Genomic DNA, 22935 nt, shown 5'->3' on the forward strand with positions numbered 1-22935 from the left:
ACCGTTTCATCCGTTTCACGATTCCTGATGACGACCGATTCCTCCCCGGCCACGCCGGACCACGACATCGCCATCGTCGGCGCGGGCCCCGTCGGGCTTGCGCTGGCCGGCTGGCTCGCGCGTCGCAGCGCGACGCGGCACTGGTCGATCGCGCTGATCGACGCGCGCGAGCCCGCCGCAAGCGCGAACGATCCGCGCGCGATCGCGGTGTCGCACGGCAGCCGCGTGCTGCTCGACACGCTCGCGTGGCCCGCCGACGCGACGCCGATCGAACACATTCACGTGTCGCAGCGCGGCCATTTCGGCCGCACGCTGATCGACCGCGACGAGCACGACGTGGCGGCGCTCGGCTACGTCGTGCGCTACGGCTCGATCGTGCAGGCGCTGGCGGGCGCGGTGCGCGGCACGCGCGTCGACTGGCTCACGTCGACCTCGGCGCGCGCGCCGCGGCAGGACGCCGACGGCGTCACGCTGACGCTCGACGGCCCGCAGGGCGAACGCACGCTGCGCGCGCGGATCGTCGTCAACGCCGAAGGCGGGCTGTTCCACGAGCAGCGGGACGACGACGGCAAGCACCGCCGCGACTACGGCCAGACCGCGCTCGTCGGCACGGTGACGGTGTCCGCGCCGCGCCCGAACGTCGCGTGGGAGCGCTTCACGCACGAAGGGCCGCTCGCGCTGCTGCCGCTCGGCGGCGCCGATTACGCGCTGGTGTGGTGCTGCGAGCCCGGCGAAGCCGCTCGCCGCGCCGCGCTGCCCGACGACGCGTTCCTGCGCGAGCTCGGCATCGCGTTCGGCGAGCGCATGGGCCGCTTCGTCGCGATCGCCGGGCGTGCATCGTTCCCGCTCGGCCTGAACGCCGCGCAGACGCTCGTCGACCGCCGCACCGCGATCGTCGGCAATGCCGCGCAGACGCTGCACCCGGTCGCGGGCCAGGGGCTCAACCTCGGCCTGCGCGACGCGCATACGCTCGTCGACACGCTGTCCGCGCACGGCGCCGAGCCGGCCGCGCTCGCGGCCTTCAATGCGCGGCGCGCGCTCGACCGGCGCTTCACGATCGGCGCGACCGACACGCTCGCGCGGCTGTTCACGATCGAGACGGGCCCGCTCACGCTGCTGCGCGGCGCGGCGCTGACCGCGCTCGAACTCGTGCCGCCGCTCAAGACCGCGATCGCCCGCCAGATGATGTTCGGCCAGCGCCGCTGACGCGCGCGGCTGCGCCCCCGCCGCGCCGCGCGGTGTCCGATGCGCGCCACGCGCAGCGCGCCGGACAAACCGGGTCAAATCGGCGCGGCAGGGGAATACGGTAAAATGCGCGTTTCCCTCCGCCGTTTTCATGCCCGCGCTGGTCCGCGGGCGATGTCATTGCGATGCCCGTTATCGGCTCTCACGTATTGCGCAACAACCTGTTCGTCGCCCCGATGGCCGGCGTGACGGACCGGCCGTTCCGCCAGCTGTGCAAACGGCTGGGGGCCGGCTATGCCGTGTCCGAAATGGTCGCGTCCAACGCCCAGCTGTGGAAAAGCGCCAAGACGATGCGGCGCGCGAACCACGAAGGCGAGGTCGAGCCGATCGCCGTGCAGATCGCCGGCGCCGACCCGGCGATGATGGCCGAAGCCGCCCGCTACAACGTCGACAACGGCGCGCAGATCATCGACATCAACATGGGCTGCCCGGCGAAGAAGGTCTGCAACGTCGCCGCGGGCTCCGCGCTGCTGCAGAACGAGCCGCTCGTGAAGCAGATCGTCGAGGCGGTCGTCGGCGCGGTCGGCACGGGGCCCGACGCCGTGCCCGTCACGCTGAAGATCCGCACCGGCTGGGACCGCGAGCACAAGAACGCGATCACGGTCGCGCGCCTCGCCGAGGCCGCCGGCATCTCGATGCTCACCGTGCACGGCCGCACGCGCGCCGACCTGTACCGCGGCGAAGCCGAGTACGAGACCATCGCTGCCGTGAAGGCGGCGGTCGGCATTCCGGTCGTCGCGAACGGCGACATCACGTCGCCGCAAAAGGCGAAGGCGGTGCTCGACGCGACCGGCGCCGACGCACTGATGATCGGTCGTGCCGCGCAAGGCCGGCCGTGGCTGTTCCGTGAAATCGATCATTTCCTGCAAACCGGCGAGCTGCTGCCGCCGCCGCTGATCGACGAGATCCAGCAGGTGATGAACGAGCATCTGGAAGATCACTACGCGTTCTACGGAGAATTCACGGGAGTCCGTACTGCGCGCAAGCACATCGGCTGGTACACTCGCGGCCTTTCCGGCGCCAACGGGTTCCGGCACCGGATGAACACGCTCGATTCCACCCGCGAGCAGCTCGCCGCCGTCAATGCATTCTTCGAAGCGCAGAAGGCGCTGTCCGATCACCTCGTCTACGTCGACGAGGACGGGGATGACCACGGCGAGTCGGACGACCATAACCAGTTAGCAGCATGAGCAAGCACAACATCGAACAATGTGTCCGCGAGAGCCTGGACGTGTATTTCCGGGATCTAGACGGCTCCAATCCGCACGACGTCTACGAAATGGTGATGTCCTGCGTCGAAAAGCCGATGCTCGAGGTCGTGCTCGAACAGGCGGGCGGCAACCAGTCGCTCGCCGCGGAGTACCTCGGCATCAACCGCAATACGCTGCGCAAGAAGCTGCAGCAGCACGGCCTGCTGTAGCTGGCCGCCCTGTCCCCGTTTCCCTGGCTATCGGTGGTTCCATCATGATCAAGCAAGCGCTCATTTCCGTTTCCGACAAGACCGGCATCGTCGACTTTGCGAAGTCGCTGTCCGACCTCGGCGTCAAGCTGCTGTCGACCGGCGGCACCGCGAAACTGCTGGCCGACGCCGGCCTGCCCGTCACCGAGGTGGCCGACTACACCGGCTTCCCGGAAATGCTCGATGGGCGCGTGAAGACGCTGCATCCGAAGGTGCACGGCGGCATCCTGGCGCGCCGCGACCTGCCCGAGCACATGCAGGCGCTCGCCGCGCACGACATCCCGACGATCGACCTGCTCGTCGTGAACCTGTACCCGTTCGTCGCGACGATCGCGAAGGACGACTGCACGCTCGCGGACGCGATCGAGAACATCGACATCGGCGGCCCGACGATGCTGCGCTCGGCGGCGAAGAACCATCGCGACGTGACGGTGATCGTCGATCCGGCCGACTACGCGGTCGTGCTCGACGAGATGAAGGCGAACGGCAACACGGTCGGCTATCCGACCAACTTCCGTCTCGCGACCAAGGTGTTCGCGCACACCGCGCAGTACGACGGCGCGATCACGAACTACCTGACGAGCCTGACCGACGAGCTCAAGCACACGTCGCGCAACCCGTACCCGGCAACGCTGAACATGGCGTTCGACAAGGTGCAGGACCTGCGCTACGGCGAGAACCCGCACCAGAGCGCCGCGTTCTACCGCGACATCGCGACGCCCGCCGGCGCGCTCGCGAACTACCGCCAGCTGCAGGGCAAGGAACTGTCGTACAACAACATCGCCGATTCGGACGCCGCATGGGAATGCGTGAAGACGTTCGACGTGCCGGCCTGCGTGATCATCAAGCATGCGAACCCGTGCGGCGTCGCGGTCGGCAACGACTCGGCCGACGCATACGCGAAGGCGTTCCAGACCGATCCGACGTCGGCGTTCGGCGGCATCATCGCGTTCAACCGCGAAGTCGACGAAGCGGCCGCACAGGCCGTCGCGAAGCAGTTCGTCGAAGTGCTGATCGCGCCGTCGTTCACCGACGCCGCGAAGCAGGTGTTCGCCGCGAAGCAGAACGTGCGCCTGCTCGAGATCGCACTCGGCGAAGGCCATAACGCGTTCGACCTGAAGCGCGTCGGCGGCGGCCTGCTGGTGCAGTCGCTCGATGCGAAGAACGTGCAGCCGCACGAGCTGCGCGTCGTCACGAAGCGCCACCCGACGCCGAAGGAAATGGACGACCTGCTGTTCGCGTGGCGCGTTGCGAAGTACGTGAAGTCGAACGCGATCGTGTTCTGCGGCAACGGCATGACGCTCGGCGTCGGCGCGGGCCAGATGAGCCGCGTCGATTCGGCGCGCATCGCGAGCATCAAGGCGCAGAACGCGGGTCTCACGCTCAACGGTTCGGCAGTCGCGTCGGACGCGTTCTTCCCGTTCCGCGACGGCCTCGACGTCGTCGTGGCGGCGGGCGCGACCTGCGTGATCCAGCCGGGCGGCTCGGTGCGCGACGACGAAGTAATCGCGGCGGCCGACGAGCACAACATCGCGATGATCCTGACGGGCGTGCGCCACTTCCGTCACTGATCGACGACGCGCGGCCCGCGGGGCCGCGATACACGAGCCCGGCGGCGTCGCACCCGCCGGGTTTTTTGTTGCGCGGCCGCATCGCGGCGGCGTGCCGCGCCTTTCGTTGTAGTATCGCTGCATCACGCAATTCCCTCCTTACATGCGAATTCTCGGCATCGACCCCGGCCTGCGCGTCACCGGCTTTGGCGTCATCGACGTCAGCGGCCACCGGCTCGCCTACGTCACGAGCGGCGTGATCCGCACGCCGACGGCCGATCTGGCCACCCGGCTCGGCACGATCTTCCAGGGCGTCTCGACGCTCGTGCGCGAACACGCGCCCGATCAGGCCGCGATCGAAAAGGTGTTCGTCAACGTCAACCCGCAGTCGACGCTGCTGCTCGGCCAGGCGCGCGGCGCCGCGATCTGCGGCCTCGTTACGGGCGGTTTGCCGGTCGCCGAATACACCGCGCTGCAGCTCAAGCAGGCCGTCGTCGGCTACGGCCGCGCGACCAAGGCGCAGATGCAGGAAATGGTCACGCGGCTCCTGAATCTGTCCGGCCAGCCCGGCACCGATGCGGCCGACGCGCTCGGCATGGCGATCTGCCACGCACACGGCGGCAACACGCTCGGCATGCTCGGCGGCCTCGCGCCGGCGCTCGCGAAGAAAGGGCTGCGCGTGCGGCGCGGCCGGCTCGTCGGCTGACGCCCGGCGGCGTGCGCCGGGCGGTCTCCCTGCCGCGCGCCCCGCTTTCTGCGCCCCCGGCCGAACGGCCGGCCCATCGGTTTTCCGCCGCGCGTGCGCTACACTCGCGCTTTCCTCATCGCCTCGCTCAATCCATGATCGGTCGCATCGCCGGCATCCTCCTCGAAAAGAACCCGCCTCACCTGCTCGTCGACTGCAACGGCGTCGGCTATGAAATCGACGTGCCGATGAGCACCTTCTACAACCTGCCGCAGACCGGCGAGCGGGTCGTGCTGCTCACGCAGCAGATCGTCCGCGAGGACGCGCACCTGCTGTACGGTTTCCTGAGCCCGCAGGAGCGCACGACCTTCCGCGAGCTGCTGAAGATCACCGGCATCGGCGCGCGCATGGCGCTCGCCGTGCTGTCCGGCATGAGCGTGCAGGAGCTCGCGCAGGCGGTGACGATGCAGGACGCCGCCCGCCTGACCCGCCTGCCCGGGATCGGCAAGAAGACCGCCGAGCGCCTGCTGCTGGAGCTGAAAGGCAAGCTCGGCGCCGACCTCGGCGCGCTCGCCGGCGCCGCGTCGCCGTCCGACCACGCGACCGACATCCTCAACGCGCTGCTCGCGCTCGGCTACTCGGAGAAGGAAGGCCTCGCCGCGATCAAGAACGTGCCGGCCGGCACCGGTGTGTCCGAGGGCATCAAGCTCGCGCTGAAGGCACTGTCGAAGGCGTAACGGCCACGCGTCCGACGCAGTGTCGCGCCGCCGCATGCGGCGCGCCAGTCGGCCGTTCGGCCAGGTTTGCCTCGCGACGGCGCGCGGTACAATGGCCGCATGATTGAAACCGACAAACTCGCCACCGAGCGGATCATCGCCGCCACGCCCGCCTCGTCGCACGAGGAGGTGTTCGAACGTGCGCTGCGGCCGCGCCAGCTCGACGAATACGTCGGCCAGGAAAAGGTGCGCGGCCAGCTCGAGATCTTCATCGAGGCCGCGAAGCGCCGTTCCGAGCCGCTCGACCACGTGCTGCTGTTCGGCCCGCCCGGTCTCGGCAAGACGACGCTCGCGCACATCATCGCGCGCGAGATGGGCGTCAACCTGCGCCAGACGTCGGGCCCGGTGCTCGAGCGCGCGGGCGACCTCGCGGCGCTGCTGACGAACCTCGAAGCGAACGACGTGCTGTTCATCGACGAGATCCACCGGCTGTCGCCGGTCGTCGAGGAAATCCTGTATCCGGCGCTCGAGGACTACCAGATCGACATCATGATCGGCGAGGGTCCGGCCGCGCGCAGCGTGAAGCTCGACCTGCAGCCGTTCACGCTCGTCGGCGCGACCACCCGCGCCGGGATGCTGACCAACCCGCTGCGCGACCGTTTCGGGATCGTCGCGCGCCTCGAGTTCTACGATGCGGAGCAGCTGTCGCGCATCGTGCGCCGCTCGGCGTCGCTGCTCAACGCGCAGATCGATCCGAACGGCGCGCTCGAAATCGCGAAGCGCTCGCGCGGCACGCCGCGGATTGCGAACCGGCTGCTGCGCCGCGTGCGCGACTACGCGGAAGTGAAGGCGGACGGCAACATCACCGCGACCGTCGCCGATGCGGCGCTCGCGATGCTCGACGTCGATCCGGTCGGCTTCGACCTGATGGACCGCAAGCTGCTCGAAGCGATCCTGTACAAGTTCGACGGCGGCCCGGTCGGCATCGACAACCTCGCCGCGGCGATCGGCGAGGAACGCGACACGATCGAGGACGTGCTCGAGCCGTACCTGATCCAGCAAGGCTTCCTGCAACGCACGCCGCGCGGGCGCGTGGCGACGCTGTTGACCTACCGCCATTTCGGGCTCGCCGCGCCGGATACGGGCAACCCGGCGCGCGGCGCATGGGAGGCGTCCGACGGGCAGTGACCGCCCGCCCGACGCTACACCGGCGATGACGACGCCATCCAATCCGCCCCCCGGCGCGCCGGTGCCGCACCCGCGCTGGCTCGAGCCGATCCGCAAGCGGCTCGTGGCCGGCGTCACGCATCTGACGACGGGCGGCGGCGGCCCGTCGCTCGACTTTTCGTCGCCGCCCGGCGATCCGGGCCTGTTCGGCCCCGACGCGGTCTGCTGGCGCGTGCATGCGGACTTCGCGTCGATGATGACGGGCGGCATCTCCGCGCTGCTGCTGCAGGCGCTGCATCCGCTCGCGCTCGCCGGCGTATGGGATCACTCGTCGTTTCGCACCGACATCCTCGGGCGATTGCGGCGCACCGCGACGTTCATTTCCGGCACCACGTTCGGCAACCGCGCGGACGCGCTCGCGCTGATCGAGCGCGTGAAGGCGATTCACGCGAAGGTGCACGGCACCGCGCCCGACGGACGGCCGTACCGGGCCGACGATCCGGCGCTGCTGACCTGGGTGCACGTCGCGGAGGTATCGAGCTTTCTCGCCGCGCATCTGCGCTACGTGAACCCGGCCTTGCCGGGCGAGCTGCAAGATCGCTATTACGCGGAAACGGCGCGCATCGCCGAGATGCTCGGCGCGCAGGACGTGCCCCGCTCACGCGCCGAGATCGACGCGTATCTGGCGCGCATGCGGCCCGCACTCGAAGCCGGGCCGCGCACGTTCGAGGTAATGCGGATCCTGCTGAATGCGCCGGTCGCACGGCCGGCGATGCGGCCCGCCGCGACCCTCGTGATGCACGCCGGCATCGACCTGCTGCCGCCGTGGGCGCAGGACATGCTCGGGGTGTCGAGATTCGCGCCGCTGCGGCGCGCGGTGGTCCGGCCGGGTGTGCGCGTGGTCGCGCCGGTGCTGCGCTGGGCGCTCGTCAATGGCGCATCGAGGCGCGCCCGGCGGCGCGCGACCGCAGCGCCGCAAAGCGGCAAGCCTTCCGCCTGACAGCCGGCTTCCAAGTAGTTCAATTTGCCGCGATATTCGTCTGACACGTTGCGTCGGCCGCGCACGGCCGGCAAGCCCGGCAAGATCGCCTGCGCTCAGAGCACCTTGCGGTACCCGTCGTCGTCGCTCGCCTCGTCCAGGTGCGACACGTCTGCCCACTGCACGACGTTCGCGCGTCCGTCCACGTAGTCGACGACGTTGATGCTCGTGTTGAGCAGCTGATAGTTGCGGGGCGCGGCGAGATCGAGCCCGTTCGCGAACCGGTACACGCAGTCGAGCACGCCGCCGTGCGCGACGCACGCGATCCGCCCGCCCGGATGCGCGGCGACGATCGGCTCGAGCGCGTGCAGCACGCGGTGGTAGAACGCACGCTGCGACTCGCCGCCTTCGGGCTCGAAGCCGGGGTCGCGCGTCTGCCACGCGGCGTACGCGTCGGGAAACCGCGCCTCGATCTCCGTGCTGTCGTGCCCCTGGAAGATGCCGTACGCACGCTCGCGCAAGCCTGCGCGCAGCACGAGCGGCAGGCCGAGCGCATCGGCGGCCGGCTGCGCGGTCTGCTGCGCACGCATCAGGTCGCTCGAATAGATCGCGTCGACGCGCGCCCCGTCGCGTGTCTCACGCGCAAGACGCACGGCCAGCCGCTGCGCCTGCGCGAGGCCCGAGTCGGCCAGCGGAATGTCGATATGGCCCTGGATGCGCTTGATGCGGTTCCAGGCCGTCTCGCCATGACGGATGAAGAGGATCTGCGTGGTGGCCATCGCGACGGCGCCTCCGGGAAGAATCAGGGCCGCACTTGCAGCCAGAATGTCACGGGCCCGTCGTTGACGAGCGAAACCTGCATGTCGGCGCCGAACTCGCCGGTCGCGACGAGCGGATGGCGCGCACGCGCCGTGTCGACGAAATAGTCGAACAGGCGCGCGCCCTCGTCGGGCGGCGCCGCGGGCGTGAAGCTCGGACGCAGGCCGCTGTTGGTGTCCGCCGCGAGCGTGAACTGCGACACGAGCAGCAGGCCGCCCGCGCGCCCCGCGCCGTCGATGTTCGACACCGGCAGGTTCATCTTGCCGGCCGCATCGCTGAACACGCGATAGCCGAGCACCTTCGCGAGCAGCTTGTCTGCCGCCGCCTCGGTGTCGCCGCGCTCCGCGCAGACGAGCGCGAGCAGGCCCGCGCCGATCTCGCCCGTCACGCGCTCGCCGACGCGCACGTCGGCGCGCTTCACGCGCTGGATCAACGCGATCATGCGGTCAGCGTCACGCGCGCGAAGCGGCGCTTGCCGACCTGCACGACGTACTCGCCGGCCTCGATCTTGAGACCCTTGTCCGTGATCGCCGTACCGTCGATCTTCACGCCGCCCTGCTCGATGTTGCGCAGCGCTTCGCTCGTCGACGGCACGAGGCCGGCCTGCTTCAGCAGCTGGCCGATCGCGAGCGGCGCGCCCGCGAGCGTCACCGACGGGATGTCGTCCGGCACGCCGCCCTTCGCGCGGTGGTTGAAGTCTTCGAGCGCGTGCTCGGCGTCGGCCTGCGAATGGAAGCGCGCGACGATTTCCTGCGCGAGCAGCACCTTGAAGTCGCGCGGATTGCGGCCGGCTTCGATCTCGCGGCGGAAGCCGATGATCTCGTCCATGCTGCGGAACGACAGCAGCTCGAAGTAACGCCACATCAGCGTGTCCGAGATGCTCATCAGCTTGCCGAACATGTCGTTCGGCTTCTCGCTGATGCCGACGTAGTTGCCCTTCGACTTCGACATCTTCTCGACGCCGTCGAGGCCTTCGAGCAGCGGCATCGTCAGGATGCACTGTTGTTCCTGGCCGTACTGCTTCTGCAGCTCGCGGCCGACCAGCAGGTTGAACTTCTGGTCGGTGCCGCCCAGCTCGAGGTCGGCGTTCAGCACGACCGAGTCGTAGCCCTGCATCAGCGGGTATAGGAACTCGTGGATCGAGATCGGCACGCCGCTCTGGAAGCGCTTCGTGAAGTCCTCGCGCTCGAGGATCCGCGCGACCGTATAGCGCGACGCGAGCTTGATCATCCCGTCGGCGCCGAGCGGCATCGACCATTCGCTGTTGTAGCGGATCTCGGTCTTGTCGCGGTCGAGCACCAGCGCCGCCTGCTCGAAATAGGTCTTCGCGTTCGCCTCGATCTGCTCACGCGTGAGCGGCGGGCGCGTCGCGTTGCGGCCGGACGGATCGCCGATCTGCGACGTAAAGTCGCCGATCAGGAAGATCACCGTATGGCCGAGGTCCTGCAGCTGACGCATCTTGTTCAGCACGACCGTGTGGCCGATGTGGATGTCCGGCGCGGTCGGGTCGAGGCCGAGCTTGATGCGCAGCGGCTTGCCCGTGGCCGCGCTGCGCGCGAGCTTCTGCGCGAACTCTTCCTCGATCAGCAGCTCGTCGACGCCGCGCTTCGTGACGGCGAGCGCATGCCGCACTTCATCTGTGATCGGGAAAACAGGCTTGGAACTGGTTTCGGTGCTCATCGGTGCCAGGAAGAAGGTCGCAAAAACAGGGATTTTCCCATAACTTGCGCGCGCATCGCTTAACGGCGGTCCCGCTTGCGCGGATAATCGGCCGCACGGCGCGCGGCACCGGCCGCCGCCGCACGATCCAGGAGGGTTCACGTGCCGCTGCGACGTCCATCATCCGGCCACCCGGCCGACGGCGTTTATTTCGGATTGATGTCGGGAACGAGCATGGACGGCGTCGACGGCGTCGCCGTGCGCTTCGAGACCGGCAAGCCGCCGGCCGTGCTTGCCGAGGCCTTCGTCGGGTTCGCGCAGACGCTGCGCGACGCGCTGTTCGCGCTGCAGCAGCCGGGCGAAAACGAGATCGAGCGCGAGGCGCTGGCCGCCAATGCGCTCGCGGCCCGCTACGCGGTTTGCTGCCATGAACTGCAGCGCGCGGCCGGCCTGTCGCCCGACCAGGTGCGCGCGATCGGCGTGCACGGGCAGACGGTACGCCACCGCCCCGAGCGCGGCTACACGCGGCAGACCAACAATCCGGCGCTGCTCGCCGAACTGACGCACATCGACGTGATTGCCGACTTCCGCAGCCGCGACGTGGCCGCGGGCGGCCAGGGCGCGCCGCTCGTGCCGGCGTTCCATGCGACGGTATTCGGTGCGCCGCGCGAGACGCGGGTCGTCTGCAATCTCGGCGGAATCAGCAACATCACGATCCTGCCCGGCGACGGCGGCGACGTCCGCGGCTTCGACTGCGGCCCCGCGAATGCGCTGATCGACGAATGGGCGAGCCGCCATCTCGGCAAGCCCTACGACGAAGGCGGCAAGTTCGCCGCGCGCGGCACGGTCCATGCGCCGCTTCTCGATGCGCTGCTCGACGAGCCCTATTTCGACGCGCCGCCACCCAAGAGCACCGGACGCGACCTGTTCAATCCGGCCTGGCTCGATGCCAGGCTGGCCGCATTCGCGCAGCTCGCGCCGGAGGATGTGCAGGCCACGCTCACGGCGCTGACGGCCGTGTCGATCGCGCACGAGATCGCGCAGCATGCGCCCGATTGCACGTCCGTCCATGTGTGCGGCGGCGGCGCCCGCAACCCCGTGCTGCTCGACGCGATTTCACGCGCGCTGCGCGACCGCGGCGTGCGCGCGGCAGTCGACACGACGGCCGCGCTCGGCGTGCCGCCGCAGCAGGTCGAGGCGCTCGCGTTCGCGTGGCTCGCGTACCGCTTCGTCGCACGCGAGCCCGGCAGCCTCGCGACGGTCACCGGCGCGGCCGGCGAGCGCGTGCTCGGCGCGCTCTATCCGCGCTGAAGCGGCATGCGCGCATAAAAAACGGGGCTTCATGCCCCGTTTTTTCATTCCGGCGAACCGGATCGGACGCGTCGTGCGCTCAGACCGAGAACGACGAACCGCACCCGCAGGTGGTCGTCGCGTTCGGGTTCTTGATCACGAACTGCGCGCCGTTCAGATCGTCCTTGTAGTCGATCTCTGCGCCGACCAGGTACTGGTAGCTCATCGAGTCGATCAGCAACTGGACGCCGTTCTTGTTCATCACGGTGTCGTCCTCGTTGACTTCCTCGTCGAACGTGAAGCCGTACTGGAAGCCGGAGCAGCCGCCACCCTGCACGAACACGCGCAGCTTCAGGTCAGGGTTGCCCTCTTCGTCGATCAGTTGCTTCACCTTCTCGGCCGCCGCGTCGGTGAAGACGAACGGAGCCGGCATTTCGGTCGTGGCTGCGGATTCGGTAACAGCGTTCATGCGAACTCTCCAAAAAGCTTTAGCCGCTATTGTAGGGCCGATCTCAAGATCGTGCCGAAGTCCATGAAATCAACAGGTTCTTGTCGATTTCGTCAAACCGGCGGCCGGCGGCGGCGCGCAACCGCGAAACGGTCGCGCAAAAAAAAACCGCCAGCGCAAAAGCTGGCGGTTTTTTCGGCGGACGCCGCCCTGGAGCGGCGCGGCCACGAAGCGGAATTAACGCTTCGAGAACTGCTTGGCGCGGCGTGCCTTGCGCAGACCGACCTTCTTACGCTCGACTTCACGTGCATCGCGCGTGACGAAGCCTGCGTTCGACAGCGACGGCTTCAGCGTCGCGTCGTAGTCGATCAGTGCACGGGTGATGCCGTGGCGCACTGCACCTGCCTGACCCGTTTCACCGCCGCCCGTCACGTTCACCTTGATGTCGAACGTCTGGCCGTGGTTCGTGAGTTCCAGCGGCTGACGCACGATCATCAGCGACGTTTCGCGCGAGAAGTAGTCAGCGATGGGCTTGCCGTTGACGACGATGTCGCCCTTGCCAGCCTTGATGAAGACACGAGCGACGGCGCTCTTGCGGCGGCCCGTACCGTAGTTCCAGTTACCGATCATGTGGGCTCCCCTTAGATCTCGAGCGCCTTCGGCTGTTGAGCCGAGTGCGGATGCGTCGCTTCTGCGTAGACCTTCAGCTTCTTGATCATCGCGTAGCCGAGCGGGCCCTTCGGCAGCATGCCCTTGACCGCCTTCTCGAGCGCGCGGCCCGGGAAGCGTTCCTGCATCTTGCCGAACGTCGTTTCATAGATACCGCCCGGGTAGCCCGAGTGACGGTAGTACTTCTTGTCCAGAGTCTTGTTGCCCGTGACCTTCAACTTGCTCGCGTTGATGATGATGATGAAATCACCAGTGTCGACGTGCGGGGTGAACTCAGGCTTGTGCTTGCCGCGCAGACGGCGTGCCACTTCGCTGGCAACACGGCCGAGAACCTTATCCGTCGCGTCAATCACGTACCATTCGCGCGTCACCTCATGGGCTTTTGCGGAAAACGTCTTCATGATCGATCCAAAAAAAATGCTGTGCCCGATGTGTTCTTTCCTGCTTGTGTAGGTGCGCTTCGAGGCGCGGTGCAGGCTCTCCCTGTTCTTTTTCCGTGGGCATGAATGCGGAAAAGCCCTGAATTATAAAGGAATTGCCGCGCCACGGTCAAAGGGAATCCGCATCCGGGTGTCCGGCGCGCCGAAAATCGGCCAAAATCCGGTCCCACCCCGTTATATCCGGCGATTCCGAGCGCCCCGGGGGCATCCATCGGCGCACGCGAGAACGTGCCGGACAAGGAAAAACAACAACCACATGAAAAAACGACTCACGCCACTCCTGACGGCCGCCCTGCTGGGCAGCGCCGCATCGGCCGCCGCCGACCCGGCCGGCTGCAACGCGAAGCTCGACGCGCTCGACGCGCGCATCGCCGCCGCGCGCGAAGCGCGCGCCGAGGACCGCATCGCAAAACTGCGCGCCGTGCGCGAACGGGTGCGCCACTTCTGCGCGCGCCGCCAAGGCCATGCATCGGCCGTCGACGCCCCAGGTGCCTGATGCTCGCGGGACGCGCACATTGCGCGCCGATGTTTGCATGGGACGAAAAAAAGCCCGAACGGCTGGTTCGGGCTTAATCCACCATAGGAGGAGGGTGGAGGAGACATTCGGAGGTTGCCGCAGCGCGACAACCAATGAGTCGCATTATACGAACGGGCAGCCGGCAGCACAAGAAAATTTGCATTACGAAATCTACAACCACAATGCGAAATCTTGGCAGCGCAAGCCCGTCATCCACCTTTCCTTTTAAAATCATCTATTTGCAGATTCCAGCGAACCGAGCCGGCAGCACCCTCCTAGAGCAAAACCCCTAATTCCCGAAGGGAATTCGCGTTCCCGCGCCCCGTCGCGAAGCCCGCGTCGGTGCACGCCGATCCGCATCGTGCGGCGCATCAGCCGGCCGCGGCCGTGCGGGCTACAATGCCGGATCGAATTCGAATCAGGCAACGCTGGAGCGCAAGCATGGAATGCAAAGTTAGCTGGTTGGGCCAGGACGGCATGGCGTTTTCCGCCCAGACCGGAAGCGGGCACCTCGTCACGATGGACGGCGCGCCCGAGGGCGGCGGCCACAATCTCGCGCCGCGGCCGATGGAGATGGTGCTGCTCGGCACCGGCGGCTGCACCGCGTACGACGTCGTGCTGATCCTGAAGAAGAGCCGCCAGGAAGTCACCGGCTGCTCGGTCACGCTGAAGGCCGAGCGCGCGAGCGAAGATCCGAAGGTCTTCACGAAGATCCATTTCCACTTCACCGTCACGGGCCGCAACCTGAACCCGGCGACGGTCGAGCGCGCGATCAACCTGTCGCACGACAAGTACTGCTCGGCGTCGATCATGATCGCGAAGACGGCCGAGCTCACGCACTCGTTCGACATCGTCACGGGCTGATCGGGCGCCACGCGGCACCGGAAAGAAAAAGGGCCGGCGTCCCGCAAGGAGACGCCGGCCCTGTCGCATTCGAACGGCAAAGCAGGCCGATAAGCCGGATTCTGTGCACGCTGCACGCCGAAGCGCGCGGCGCGTGGCAGCCATTCCTCTAGGCGCGCCATTGCTGACGCGCTCAAGCTTCCTACCCGCAGACGAGACGGGGGCCCCGTCCTGCATCCGGAGATGCGCGCCTGCCTACTTGGAATTGCTCCGGGTGGAGGTTACCGTGCCGGCGAACGTCGCCGTCGCCGCGGTGCGCTCTTACCGCACCGTTTCACCCTTACCTGATCCCGGCTTGCGCCGGGCCATCGGCGGTTTGCTTTCTGTTGCCCTGTTCCGCGTGTCGCCACGGATGGCCGTTAGCCATCACCCTGCCCTGTGGAGTCCGGACTTTCCTCGCCCCCGCCTGCCCGAAGGCGGCGAGGCCGCGACTGCCTGGCCTGCTTTGCGACGCGCATTCTAGCACCGTGCGGCCGGCCTTTACAGCGGCCGAGTTCGCCGCCCGCTGCGAAACACCGCGGAATCGTCGTAGAAGCCGGGATCGGCGTTTGCCGCGCACCAGCCCGGCACGCCCAGCACCGGCAGCGGCGCGAAATCGCGGCTCGTCAGGTCTTTCGTCACGAGCATCCGCGCGACCTGCGCATCGATGTGCGCGGCCCGGCGCGCGGCCGGCCACGAAAAATAATCGTCGCTCACTTCGACGATCCACGCGTGCGCGGTGCACGACTTGTACGGCGCGACGAGCTTCTCGAGCAGCGCATGCCCGACGAGCCGCACCTCGCAACGTGCGCCCCACGCGTCGCGCGCGGCCACCAGCAGCGCGCGCCAGTCGAAACCGCGCAGCGCATCGGCAAGCGCCGGATCGGCCGTCACGAACAGTGCGGCATTCTCGTCGAACAGCGTCAGCGCGTCGCGCAACGAGCCGCGCACGGGCCCGACGCCGCCCGCCATATCGATCGCCGCGGCCTGGCGTGCGTTCAGCGCCGCCTTGATGCGCGGATACGCGAACCAGACGAGCGCATTGAAGAAATCGTGGAGATTGTGCCGGGTCGGCACGCCGCCCGTTGCGGCGATATGGGTCTCGTACGCGACGCCTGCCGGCAGGTCGGCTTGCGGCGCGAAGCGCAGCGTCGCGCCGCGGCCGGTGACGAGCGGCGTGTCGCCCGTCGTGCCATTCAGTGCGCCGTTCAGCGCGGCGAGCAGCGCGGGCTCGCCGTCGAGCGCCCCCGCCTGCACGACCCGCCCCGTCGCGGCAAAGCTCGCGAGCCACGGCGCGGACCAGTCGATCCGCGCAAACGCCGCCGCACCGCTGTCCGGCTCACCGGCCGCGCGCGGCGGCGCGGCGCTCACGCAAGTTTCCAGCCGATCGATTCGCCCGCGCGCAGCGGCACGACCGGCGTGTCGCCCGCGAGAATCTCGAGCGGCAGCTCCCACGGTTCGCGGCGCAGCGTGACCGTCTCGGCCGCGCGCGGCAGGCCGTAGAAATCGGCGCCGTAGAAGCTCGCGAAGCCTTCGAGCTTGTCGAGCGCGCCGGCGTTGTCGAACGCCTCCGCATACAGCTCGAGCGCGTGCAGCGCCGTGTAGCAGCCCGCGCAGCCGCACGCGGCTTCCTTCGCGTTGCGCGCATGCGGCGCGCTGTCGGTGCCGAGGAAGAAGCGCGGGTTGCCCGAGGTCGCCGCCTCGACGAGCGCGACGCGGTGCGTCTCGCGCTTGAGCACCGGCAGGCAGTAGTAATGCGGACGAATCCCGCCGACGAAGATCGCGTTGCGGTTGTACAGCAGGTGATGCGCGGTGATCGTCGCGCCGATCAGGCCCGGCGCCGTGTCGGCGTCGCGCACGTAGTCGGCCGCATCCTTCGTCGTGATGTGCTCGAACACGACCTTCAGGCCCGGGAAATCGCGGCGCAGCGGCGTCATCACGCGGTCGATGAAGACCTTCTCGCGGTCGAACAGGTCGATCGACGCGTCGGTCACCTCGCCGTGCACGAGCAGCGGCATCCCGGCTTCCTGCATCGCCTCCAGCGTCTTCGCGCATTTCGCGAGATCGGTCACGCCATGGTCCGAATTGGTCGTCGCGCCCGCCGGATACAGCTTCACGCCGTGCACGAAGCCGCTTTCGCGCGCGCGGCGGATCTCGTCGGGCGGCGTGTTGTCGGTCAGGTACAGCGTCATCAGCGGCTCGAACGTCACGCCGGCCGGCACCGCGGCCAGGATTCGCTCGCGGTACGCGTGCGCCTGCGCGGTGGTCGTCACGGGCGGCTTCAGGTTCGGCATGATGATCGCGCGGCCGAACTGGCGCGCGGTGTGCGGCAGCACGGCGGCAAGCATCTCGCCGTCGCGGACGTGCAGGTGCCAGTCGTCGGGACGGGCGAGCGTCAGCGTCGCCGGGGAGGAAGCGTTCGAGGCAGTCATAGGAGGCGTCGTGGGGAACGGGAGCGGAAAAACGGTGCCGAATGCCGCCGGCGCGGGCCGACTGACGGCTAACCGCAACACGGGGCCGTTCGTCGGCGGAATCCGCTTTTTACCGCTGTTGGCTCGGTGATATGCTAGAAGCATGCATTGTACCGGGGTTCGCCCGGTGCGTTATCCGCTTCAGCCTGCCGCCCCAAGTAAAATGTGCCAACTCTTAGGAATGAACTGCGCCGCGCCGACGGACGTCACATTCTCCTTCACCGGTTTCGCGGCCCGGGGCGGACTCACCGATCACCATGCCGACGGCTGGGGCATCGCGTTCTTCGAAGACAAGGCCTGCCGCCTGTTCATCGATCACCAGGCATCGGCCACGTCGCCGATCGCCGAGATGGTCAAGCGCTACCCGATCAAGTCGAAGAACACGATCGCGCACATCCGCAAGGCGACGCAAGGCCATATCCTGCTCGAGAACAGCCACCCGTTCATGCGCGAACTGTGGGGCCGGCACTGGATCTTCGCGCATAACGGCGACCTGCAGGACTACGCGCCGGACATGGAAGGCAGCGTCTATCACCCGGTCGGCACGACCGACAGCGAACGCGCGTTCTGCGTGCTGATGCAGGGGCTGCGCGAAGCGTTCCCCGGCGCGCAGCCGCCGCTGCCCGAGCTGTTCGAGCGGGTCGGCGAGCTGACGCGCGGCATCACCGACCACGGTGTATTCAACTTCCTGATGTCGAACGGCCAGGCGCTGTTCGCGCACTGCTCGACGCGGCTGCACTACATCGTGCGCCGCTGGCCGTTCTCGACCGCGCATCTCGTCGACGAAGACCTGTCGATCGACTTCGCGAAATACACGACGCCTGAAGACCGCGTCGCGGTGATCGCGACGCAGCCGCTCACCGACAACGAAGTGTGGACCGCGTTCGAGCCGGGCGAGCTGATCATGTTCCAGTGCGGCGACGTCGCCGCGCGCATGCAGATCCCGGTGCCGCCCGCCGTGCTCGAGAAGCTGCGCAACCCGGCGCTCGACGCGTCGGCGTCCGCGCCCACGCGGCCGCTGCCGGCCGTCGAGGCGGACGTCAGCGAGGACGCGTTCGACTTCTGAACGCGCGCCCCGGCGCGCGGATACGAAAAAAACGCCCGGCAGCGCCGGGCGTTTTCGTGTGCAGCGGCATGCGAAGGGCGGCCCCGCCGCCCTCCCGGCGTCAGTGCAGGATCTTCGCGAGGAAGTCCTTCGCGCGGTCCGACCGCGGATTCGCGAAGAAGTCTTCCTTGCGGTCGTCCTCGACGATCGCGCCCTTGTCCATGAAGATCACGCGGTGCGCGACCTTCTTCGCGAAGCCCATCTCGTGCGTGACGACCATCATCGTCATCCCTTCCTTCGCGAGTTCGACCATCACGTCGAGCACTTCGTTGATCATCTCGGGATCGAGCGCCGACGTCGGCTCGTCGAACAGCATCGCGATCGGGTCCATCGACAGCGCGCGCGCGATCGCGACCCGCTGCTGCTGGCCGCCCGACAGCTGGCCCGGATACTTGTGTGCGTGCGCCTTCAGGCCGACGCGGTCGAGCAGCTTGATGCCCTTCTCGGTCGCCTCGTCCTTGCCGCGGCCGAGCACCTTGATCTGCGCGAGCGTCAGGTTCTCGGTGATCGACAGGTGCGGGAACAGCTCGAAGTGCTGGAACACCATCCCGACCTTCGAGCGCAGCTTCGACAGGTTCGTCTTCTTGTCGCCGACCGACTGGCCGTTGACGAGGATCTCGCCCTGCTGGAACGGCTCGAGGCCGTTCACGGTCTTGATCAGCGTCGACTTGCCCGAACCCGACGGACCGCAGACGACGACCACCTCGCCTTTCTTCACCTCGGTCGTGCAATCGGCGAGGACCTGAAACTGGCCGTACCACTTCGAAACGTTCTTGATGGAAATCATCTTGTGACCTTTTTCTGGAGACCTTTGACGAGGGCGGACGCCAACGAGCAAATCACGAAATAGCATGCGCCTGCGAACAGGATCATCTCGACGCTCGTGCCGTCGCGATCGCCGATGTTCGCCGCCGTGCGGAAGAAGTCCGCGAGACTGATCACGTAGACGAGCGACGTGTCCTGGAACAGCACGATCGCCTGCGTGAGCAGCAGCGGCACCATCGCGCGGAAGGCCTGCGGCAGGATCACGAGGCGCATCGCCGTCGCGTAGTTCATGCCGAGCGCGAACGCGGCGTTCACCTGCCCGCGCGGCACCGCCTGGATGCCGGCGCGGATGATCTCGGAATAATACGCGGCCTCGAACAGCGAGAACGCGACCATCGCCGACGCGAGCCGGATGTCGATCGTCGGCGACAGCCCGAGCACGCCCTGCAGCAGCTGCGGCACGATCAGGAAGAACCACAGCAGCACCATCACGAGCGGGATCGAGCGGAACACCGTCACGTAGCCCTGCGCGAACCACGCGAGCGGCTTGACGCCCGACAGCCGCATCAGCGCGAGCAGCGTGCCCCAGACGATGCCGACGACGATCGCCAGCGCCGTGATCTGGAACGTGATGATCGCGCCCGTCCAGAGCGTCGGCAGCGCGCCGGGAATACTACTCCAGTCGAACTGATGCATCACTTGCCTCCGATGTAGCCGGGCAGCCGGGACTTGCTTTCGACCCAGCGCATGAACGCCATCACGACGAGGTTGATGACCACGTACGCGAGCGTGACGGCGATGAACGATTCATACGTCTGCGCGGTGTAGTCGACGAGCTGGCGCGCCTGCGCGGACAGGTCGAGCAGGCCGATCGTCGAAGCGACCGCGGAGTTCTTGAAGATGTTCAGGAACTCCGACGTGAGCGGCGGCACGATGATCCGGTACGCGACCGGCAGCAGCACGTAGCGGTACGTCTGCCATTGCGTGAAGCCCATCGCGAGGCCGGCGGCGCGCTGGCCCTTCGGCAGCGCGTTGATGCCCGAGCGCACCTGCTCGCACACGCGCGCGCCCGTGAACAGGCCGAGACAGACGATCGACGCGGTGAAGAACTGCGTGCCGGGCGGCAACTGCTTGATCCAGGTGCCGATCGACGGCGGCAGCAGTTCCGGCACGACGAGGTACCAGACGAAGAACTGCACGATCAGCGGGATGTTCCGGAAGATCGACACGTAGACCGTGCCGATCGCCGACAGCCATTTGTTCGGCACCGTGCGCAGCACGCCGAACAGCGAGCCGACGATCAGCGCGATCACCCAGGCGGTGAGCGACACCTTGATCGTCACCCAGAACCCGGACATCAGCCATCCGAAGTAAGTGGTCGGCTCGCCGGTCGAGACGGGGCTCAGGAAGATGCCCCAGTTCCAGTGGTATGACATGGACAAGACTCCAGCAAAAAGAAACGGAAGAAGCGTGGCCTCTTCCGTTTCGTCAGCGTCATTTCTGCATCAACGGACACGCGGGTCAGTCGAGCGCCTTGTCGTTCGGGTTCGCGTACAGCTTCTTCATCGAATCGGACAGCGGGAAGTTCAGGTTCAGCCCCTTCGGCGGGATCGGGTTCTCGAACCACTTCGCGTAGATCTTCGCGGCTTCGCCCGACTTCTCGACCTGCGCGATCGCGTCGTCGACGACCTTCTTGAACTCCGTATCGCCCTTGCGCATCATGCAGCCGTACGCCTCTTCCGATTGCGGCGTGCCGACGATCACCCATTCGCCCGGCTGCTTCGCCTTCGCGCGCTCGCCCGCGAGCAGCGCGTCATCCATCATGAATGCGACCGCGCGGCCCGATTCCAGCGTATTGAACGAATCGCCGTGATCCTTCGCGCTGATGATGTTCATGCCGAGCTGCTTGTCGTTGTTCATCTTGCGCAGCAGGCGCTCGGACGTCGTGCCGGCCGTCGTCACGACCGTCTTGCCCTTCAGGTCCGCGAAATCCTTGACGCCCGAATCCTTCTTCGTCATCAGGCGCGTGCCGATCACGAAGATCGTGTCGGAGAACGCAGCCTGCTGCTGACGCTCGGCGTTGTTGGTCGTCGAGCCGCACTCGATGTCGACCGTGCCGTTCTGCACGAGCGGGATGCGGTTCTGCGACGTGACCGGGATGTTCTTCATCTGCAGGTTCGGCAGGTTCAGCTTCTTCTTCACCGCGTCGACCACCTTCAGCTGGAATTCGCGCGAATAGCCGACCACCTGCTGGCTCTGGTCGTAGTAGGAGAACGGGATCGACGATTCGCGGTGGCCCAGCGCGATCACGCCCGTGTCCTTGATTTTCTTCAGCGTGCCGGTCTCCTGCGCATGCGCGCCGCTTGCGAACGCACACAGCGCCGCGGCCATCAGGATTGCCTTGTGGTATTTCATTTTCTTCATCTCCTTGGCTAAAACCCGCGCCAGTGTATCAAAGTAATTTTTCTGAAAGTACTGGTTGTTTTCCGCACTGCGGCGCGCCCCGCGCGAAGCCGTCCTCCCGGCTCCGGGCGCCCGAATGCGCAAGCGGGCGGCACCGGATCCGGCGCCGCCCGCGAGGGTCATGTTCGCAATCGGGTGGATTGCGTCATGTTCTGGTCAGGATCGAACGAGGTCGACCGATCAGGGGTACAGGCCGCGCATTTCGCGCGCCATCAGGATGCGCTTGCACGCGACGATGAACGCCGCGGTGCGCACCGACACCTTGTGCTCTTCCGCGACCGCCCACACGCCGGCGAACGCTTCGCGCATCACGCGCTCGAGACGGTGGTTGATCTCGTCTTCCGTCCAGAAGAAGCTCGAGAAGTCCTGCACCCACTCGAAGTACGACACGGTCACGCCGCCCGCGTTCGCGATCACGTCCGGGATCACCAGCACGCCGTTCGCGGTCAGGATGTCGTCCGCCGCGGTCGTCGTCGGGCCGTTCGCGCCTTCGACGATGATCTTGGTGCGGATCTTCCCCGCGTTCTTCTCGGTGATCTGGTTTTCCAGCGCCGCCGGGATCAGGATGTCGGTCTCGACCGTCCAGAACTCGTCGTTCGGCATCGGTTCCGCGCCTTCGAAGGCCGCGACGCCGCCCGTGCGGGCCACGTGGTCGAGCAGCTTGTTCGCGTCGAGGCCGGACGGCTTGTAGATCGTGCCGGTGTGATCCTGCACCGCGATCACCTTCGCGCCCGCTTCCTGGAACAGCTTCGCCGCGATGCCGCCGACGTTGCCGAAGCCCTGCACCGCGATGCGCGCGCCGGCGATTTCGAGACCCTTCTTCTTCGCCGCTTCGCAGCCGACCACGAACACGCCGCGGCCGGTCGCTTCCTTGCGGCCGAGCGAGCCGCCGAGCGAGATCGGCTTGCCGGTCACGACGCCGGTGGCCGTCTGGCCCTGGTTCATCGAGTACGTATCCATCATCCACGCCATCACCTGTTCGTTGGTGTTGACGTCCGGCGCCGGAATGTCGGTGTTCGGGCCGATGATGATGCCGATTTCGCTGGTGTAGCGGCGCGTCACGCGCTCGAGCTCACCACGCGACAGCTTGCGCGGGTCGACGCGGATGCCGCCCTTCGCGCCGCCGTACGGCACGTTCACTGCTGCGTTCTTCACCGACATCCACGCGGACAGCGCCATCACTTCCGACAGCGTCACGTCCTGGTGGTAACGCACGCCGCCCTTGCCCGGGCCGCGCGACACGTTGTGCTGCACGCGGTAGCCCTCGAAGTGCGCGACGGTGCCGTTGTCGAGCTCGATCGGCACGTCGACGACCAGGATGCGCTTCGGACGCTTCAGCGTTTCGAGCCAGCGCGACAGCGAGCCGAGGTACGGCGCGACGCGATCGACTTGCTGAAGGTAGTTGCCCCACGGGCCGAGATCGTCGGCGTGCAGGTAGGACGGGATGGACTGCTGTTGCGAAGACATGGATTCTCCAACGGTCAACGGATGGCGCACATTGTCGAAAAACCCGTTTTTTTTATCCAATGCCGTTTGCTTATTCGATTATGCGTTTCCTGCATGATCGCGATTTTTCGCAAATTCGCGGTCGATTTGCGCAAGAACG

25 protein-coding genes and 1 other RNA gene are annotated in these 22935 nt (G+C 67.1%); 12 read left to right on the plus strand and 14 right to left on the minus strand.

The genetic code is table 11. From position 1 onward, the window contains the following. Positions 1 to 27 precede the first annotated feature (27 nt). The 8 genes from HWX31_RS30610 to HWX31_RS30645 all read left to right on the plus strand — a co-directional run bounded on the left by HWX31_RS30610 (position 28) and on the right by HWX31_RS30645 (position 7822). Entirely contained in the window at positions 28 to 1206 is a 1179-nt protein-coding gene (locus tag HWX31_RS30610) for a UbiH/UbiF/VisC/COQ6 family ubiquinone biosynthesis hydroxylase (RefSeq protein WP_174964843.1), read from the plus strand. A 164-nt stretch (positions 1207 to 1370) separates the two neighbouring features. After that, complete coding sequence (dusB, locus tag HWX31_RS30615) at positions 1371 to 2435, plus strand: tRNA dihydrouridine synthase DusB (protein WP_010091366.1); 1065 nt, start codon at positions 1371 to 1373, stop codon at positions 2433 to 2435. Next, positions 2432 to 2665, plus strand: a complete 234-nt coding sequence (locus HWX31_RS30620; RefSeq protein ID WP_006401675.1) for a Fis family transcriptional regulator — start codon at positions 2432 to 2434, stop codon at positions 2663 to 2665. The genes dusB and HWX31_RS30620 overlap by 4 nt, the downstream gene beginning before the upstream one ends. 44 nt (positions 2666 to 2709) lie before the next feature. After that, the gene (gene purH / locus HWX31_RS30625; protein ID WP_174964842.1) at positions 2710 to 4275 is read left to right on the plus strand and encodes a bifunctional phosphoribosylaminoimidazolecarboxamide formyltransferase/IMP cyclohydrolase; all 1566 of its coding nucleotides are present in this window, start codon (positions 2710 to 2712) and stop codon (positions 4273 to 4275) included. Positions 4276 to 4417: 142 nt separating this feature from the next. Then, a complete protein-coding gene (ruvC, locus tag HWX31_RS30630) occupies positions 4418 to 4960 on the plus strand; it encodes a crossover junction endodeoxyribonuclease RuvC (protein ID WP_174964841.1) in 543 nt (180 codons plus the stop codon). Positions 4961 to 5094: 134 nt separating this feature from the next. Next, positions 5095 to 5676 carry a Holliday junction branch migration protein RuvA gene (ruvA, locus tag HWX31_RS30635; protein ID WP_059611089.1) on the plus strand — a complete coding sequence of 194 codons (582 nt, stop codon included), beginning with the start codon at positions 5095 to 5097 and terminating at the stop codon, positions 5674 to 5676. A gap of 99 nt (positions 5677 to 5775) precedes the next feature. After that, positions 5776 to 6843: a Holliday junction branch migration DNA helicase RuvB gene (gene ruvB / locus HWX31_RS30640; protein WP_042583123.1), complete on the plus strand. Its 1068-nt coding sequence runs from the start codon at positions 5776 to 5778 to the stop codon at positions 6841 to 6843. 25 nt (positions 6844 to 6868) lie between these two features. Then, a complete protein-coding gene (locus HWX31_RS30645) occupies positions 6869 to 7822 on the plus strand; it encodes an oxygenase MpaB family protein (protein ID WP_174964840.1) in 954 nt (317 codons plus the stop codon). 95 nt (positions 7823 to 7917) lie between these two features. On the opposite strand, the gene HWX31_RS30650 is transcribed toward HWX31_RS30645, so the two are convergent. The 3 genes from HWX31_RS30650 to tyrS are packed head-to-tail and all read right to left on the minus strand — an operon-like array spanning position 7918 to position 10300. Next, positions 7918 to 8580, minus strand: a complete 663-nt coding sequence (locus tag HWX31_RS30650) for a histidine phosphatase family protein (RefSeq protein WP_045566662.1) — start codon at positions 8578 to 8580, stop codon at positions 7918 to 7920. A 23-nt stretch (positions 8581 to 8603) separates the two neighbouring features. Then, positions 8604 to 9062 (minus strand): D-aminoacyl-tRNA deacylase, encoded by a 459-nt coding sequence (gene dtd, locus HWX31_RS30655; protein WP_174964839.1) that lies wholly within the window; start codon positions 9060 to 9062, stop codon positions 8604 to 8606. Beyond that, positions 9059 to 10300, minus strand: a complete 1242-nt coding sequence (gene tyrS, locus HWX31_RS30660) for a tyrosine--tRNA ligase (RefSeq protein ID WP_174964838.1) — start codon at positions 10298 to 10300, stop codon at positions 9059 to 9061. Before tyrS ends, dtd begins: the two co-directional genes overlap by 4 nt. Positions 10301 to 10498: 198 nt before the next feature. Between tyrS and HWX31_RS30665 the strand changes: the two genes are divergently transcribed. Continuing rightward, positions 10499 to 11590, plus strand: a complete 1092-nt coding sequence (locus tag HWX31_RS30665; protein WP_244143888.1) for an anhydro-N-acetylmuramic acid kinase — start codon at positions 10499 to 10501, stop codon at positions 11588 to 11590. A 79-nt stretch (positions 11591 to 11669) separates the two neighbouring features. On the opposite strand, the gene erpA is transcribed toward HWX31_RS30665, so the two are convergent. The 3 genes from erpA to rplM form a co-directional block, all read right to left on the minus strand. Then, entirely contained in the window at positions 11670 to 12038 is a 369-nt protein-coding gene (gene erpA / locus HWX31_RS30670) for an iron-sulfur cluster insertion protein ErpA (RefSeq protein ID WP_010091356.1), read from the minus strand. Positions 12039 to 12254: 216 nt separating this feature from the next. Further along, positions 12255 to 12647: a 30S ribosomal protein S9 gene (gene rpsI, locus HWX31_RS30675; RefSeq protein ID WP_010091355.1), complete on the minus strand. Its 393-nt coding sequence runs from the start codon at positions 12645 to 12647 to the stop codon at positions 12255 to 12257. A gap of 11 nt (positions 12648 to 12658) precedes the next feature. Further along, on the minus strand, positions 12659 to 13087 hold the full coding sequence (rplM, locus tag HWX31_RS30680; RefSeq protein WP_009687896.1) for a 50S ribosomal protein L13: 429 nt from the start codon (positions 13085 to 13087) through the stop codon (positions 12659 to 12661). Between the two features lie 295 nt (positions 13088 to 13382). Between rplM and HWX31_RS30685 the strand changes: the two genes are divergently transcribed. After that, positions 13383 to 13622, plus strand: coding sequence for a DUF1090 family protein (locus HWX31_RS30685; RefSeq protein WP_174964836.1), 240 nt, complete (start codon positions 13383 to 13385; stop codon positions 13620 to 13622). Between the two features lie 420 nt (positions 13623 to 14042). Further along, the gene (locus tag HWX31_RS30690) at positions 14043 to 14507 is read left to right on the plus strand and encodes an OsmC family protein (RefSeq protein WP_174964835.1); all 465 of its coding nucleotides are present in this window, start codon (positions 14043 to 14045) and stop codon (positions 14505 to 14507) included. Positions 14508 to 14581: 74 nt separating this feature from the next. Here HWX31_RS30690 and rnpB read toward each other — a convergent pair. The 3 genes from rnpB to pyrC form a co-directional block, all read right to left on the minus strand. Next, an RNA gene (gene rnpB, locus HWX31_RS30695) (RNase P RNA component class A) lies at positions 14582 to 14993 on the minus strand. Between the two features lie 33 nt (positions 14994 to 15026). Continuing rightward, positions 15027 to 15896: a DUF3025 domain-containing protein gene (locus tag HWX31_RS30700; RefSeq protein WP_174964834.1), complete on the minus strand. Its 870-nt coding sequence runs from the start codon at positions 15894 to 15896 to the stop codon at positions 15027 to 15029. Then, positions 15893 to 16957 carry a dihydroorotase gene (gene pyrC, locus HWX31_RS30705; RefSeq protein ID WP_174964833.1) on the minus strand — a complete coding sequence of 355 codons (1065 nt, stop codon included), beginning with the start codon at positions 16955 to 16957 and terminating at the stop codon, positions 15893 to 15895. The genes HWX31_RS30700 and pyrC overlap by 4 nt, the downstream gene beginning before the upstream one ends. A 202-nt stretch (positions 16958 to 17159) precedes the next feature. Here pyrC and HWX31_RS30710 point away from each other — a divergent pair, with 202 nt between their 5' ends. Then, on the plus strand, positions 17160 to 18062 hold the full coding sequence (locus HWX31_RS30710) for a class II glutamine amidotransferase (protein WP_059760598.1): 903 nt from the start codon (positions 17160 to 17162) through the stop codon (positions 18060 to 18062). 100 nt (positions 18063 to 18162) lie between these two features. On the opposite strand, the gene HWX31_RS30715 is transcribed toward HWX31_RS30710, so the two are convergent. The 5 genes from HWX31_RS30715 to HWX31_RS30735 all read right to left on the minus strand — a co-directional run bounded on the left by HWX31_RS30715 (position 18163) and on the right by HWX31_RS30735 (position 22796). Beyond that, on the minus strand, positions 18163 to 18888 hold the full coding sequence (locus HWX31_RS30715) for an amino acid ABC transporter ATP-binding protein (RefSeq protein WP_059611071.1): 726 nt from the start codon (positions 18886 to 18888) through the stop codon (positions 18163 to 18165). Further along, positions 18885 to 19562: a glutamate/aspartate ABC transporter permease GltK gene (gltK, locus tag HWX31_RS30720; protein WP_174964832.1), complete on the minus strand. Its 678-nt coding sequence runs from the start codon at positions 19560 to 19562 to the stop codon at positions 18885 to 18887. Before gltK ends, HWX31_RS30715 begins: the two co-directional genes overlap by 4 nt. Next, the gene (locus HWX31_RS30725) at positions 19562 to 20302 is read right to left on the minus strand and encodes an amino acid ABC transporter permease (protein WP_059611067.1); all 741 of its coding nucleotides are present in this window, start codon (positions 20300 to 20302) and stop codon (positions 19562 to 19564) included. The genes gltK and HWX31_RS30725 overlap by 1 nt, the downstream gene beginning before the upstream one ends. A gap of 85 nt (positions 20303 to 20387) precedes the next feature. Continuing rightward, entirely contained in the window at positions 20388 to 21281 is an 894-nt protein-coding gene (locus HWX31_RS30730; protein WP_174964831.1) for a glutamate/aspartate ABC transporter substrate-binding protein, read from the minus strand. Between the two features lie 228 nt (positions 21282 to 21509). After that, on the minus strand, positions 21510 to 22796 hold the full coding sequence (locus HWX31_RS30735; RefSeq protein WP_059611065.1) for a Glu/Leu/Phe/Val family dehydrogenase: 1287 nt from the start codon (positions 22794 to 22796) through the stop codon (positions 21510 to 21512). Between the last annotated feature and the right edge of the window lie 139 nt (positions 22797 to 22935).

The sequence above is a fragment of the Burkholderia ubonensis genome, from assembly GCF_902833085.1.
GTDB lineage: Bacteria > Pseudomonadota > Gammaproteobacteria > Burkholderiales > Burkholderiaceae > Burkholderia > Burkholderia ubonensis.

Bases quoted from the DNA above. Each gene is read 5' to 3' on its own strand.
- ruvB (WP_042583123.1), top strand. From the start codon at position 5,776: ATGATTGAAACCGACAAACTCGCCACCGAGCGGATCATCGCCGCCACG.
- HWX31_RS30735 (WP_059611065.1), bottom strand. From the start codon at position 22,796: ATGTCTTCGCAACAGCAGTCCATCCCGTCCTACCTGCACGCCGACGAT.
- HWX31_RS30610 (WP_174964843.1), top strand. From the start codon at position 28: ATGACGACCGATTCCTCCCCGGCCACGCCGGACCACGACATCGCCATC.
- ruvA (WP_059611089.1), top strand. From the start codon at position 5,095: ATGATCGGTCGCATCGCCGGCATCCTCCTCGAAAAGAACCCGCCTCAC.
- HWX31_RS30620 (WP_006401675.1), top strand. From the start codon at position 2,432: ATGAGCAAGCACAACATCGAACAATGTGTCCGCGAGAGCCTGGACGTG.
- gltK (WP_174964832.1), bottom strand. From the start codon at position 19,562: ATGCATCAGTTCGACTGGAGTAGTATTCCCGGCGCGCTGCCGACGCTC.
- erpA (WP_010091356.1), bottom strand. From the start codon at position 12,038: ATGAACGCTGTTACCGAATCCGCAGCCACGACCGAAATGCCGGCTCCG.
- HWX31_RS30730 (WP_174964831.1), bottom strand. From the start codon at position 21,281: ATGAAATACCACAAGGCAATCCTGATGGCCGCGGCGCTGTGTGCGTTC.
- pyrC (WP_174964833.1), bottom strand. From the start codon at position 16,957: ATGACTGCCTCGAACGCTTCCTCCCCGGCGACGCTGACGCTCGCCCGT.
- HWX31_RS30685 (WP_174964836.1), top strand. From the start codon at position 13,383: ATGAAAAAACGACTCACGCCACTCCTGACGGCCGCCCTGCTGGGCAGC.
- HWX31_RS30665 (WP_244143888.1), top strand. From the start codon at position 10,499: ATGTCGGGAACGAGCATGGACGGCGTCGACGGCGTCGCCGTGCGCTTC.
- HWX31_RS30710 (WP_059760598.1), top strand. From the start codon at position 17,160: ATGTGCCAACTCTTAGGAATGAACTGCGCCGCGCCGACGGACGTCACA.
- HWX31_RS30690 (WP_174964835.1), top strand. From the start codon at position 14,043: ATGCCGGATCGAATTCGAATCAGGCAACGCTGGAGCGCAAGCATGGAA.
- HWX31_RS30725 (WP_059611067.1), bottom strand. From the start codon at position 20,302: ATGTCATACCACTGGAACTGGGGCATCTTCCTGAGCCCCGTCTCGACC.
- HWX31_RS30650 (WP_045566662.1), bottom strand. From the start codon at position 8,580: ATGGCCACCACGCAGATCCTCTTCATCCGTCATGGCGAGACGGCCTGG.
- ruvC (WP_174964841.1), top strand. From the start codon at position 4,418: ATGCGAATTCTCGGCATCGACCCCGGCCTGCGCGTCACCGGCTTTGGC.
- tyrS (WP_174964838.1), bottom strand. From the start codon at position 10,300: ATGAGCACCGAAACCAGTTCCAAGCCTGTTTTCCCGATCACAGATGAA.
- HWX31_RS30715 (WP_059611071.1), bottom strand. From the start codon at position 18,888: ATGATTTCCATCAAGAACGTTTCGAAGTGGTACGGCCAGTTTCAGGTC.
- dtd (WP_174964839.1), bottom strand. From the start codon at position 9,062: ATGATCGCGTTGATCCAGCGCGTGAAGCGCGCCGACGTGCGCGTCGGC.
- rpsI (WP_010091355.1), bottom strand. From the start codon at position 12,647: ATGATCGGTAACTGGAACTACGGTACGGGCCGCCGCAAGAGCGCCGTC.
- dusB (WP_010091366.1), top strand. From the start codon at position 1,371: ATGCCCGTTATCGGCTCTCACGTATTGCGCAACAACCTGTTCGTCGCC.
- rplM (WP_009687896.1), bottom strand. From the start codon at position 13,087: ATGAAGACGTTTTCCGCAAAAGCCCATGAGGTGACGCGCGAATGGTAC.
- purH (WP_174964842.1), top strand. From the start codon at position 2,710: ATGATCAAGCAAGCGCTCATTTCCGTTTCCGACAAGACCGGCATCGTC.
- HWX31_RS30645 (WP_174964840.1), top strand. From the start codon at position 6,869: ATGACGACGCCATCCAATCCGCCCCCCGGCGCGCCGGTGCCGCACCCG.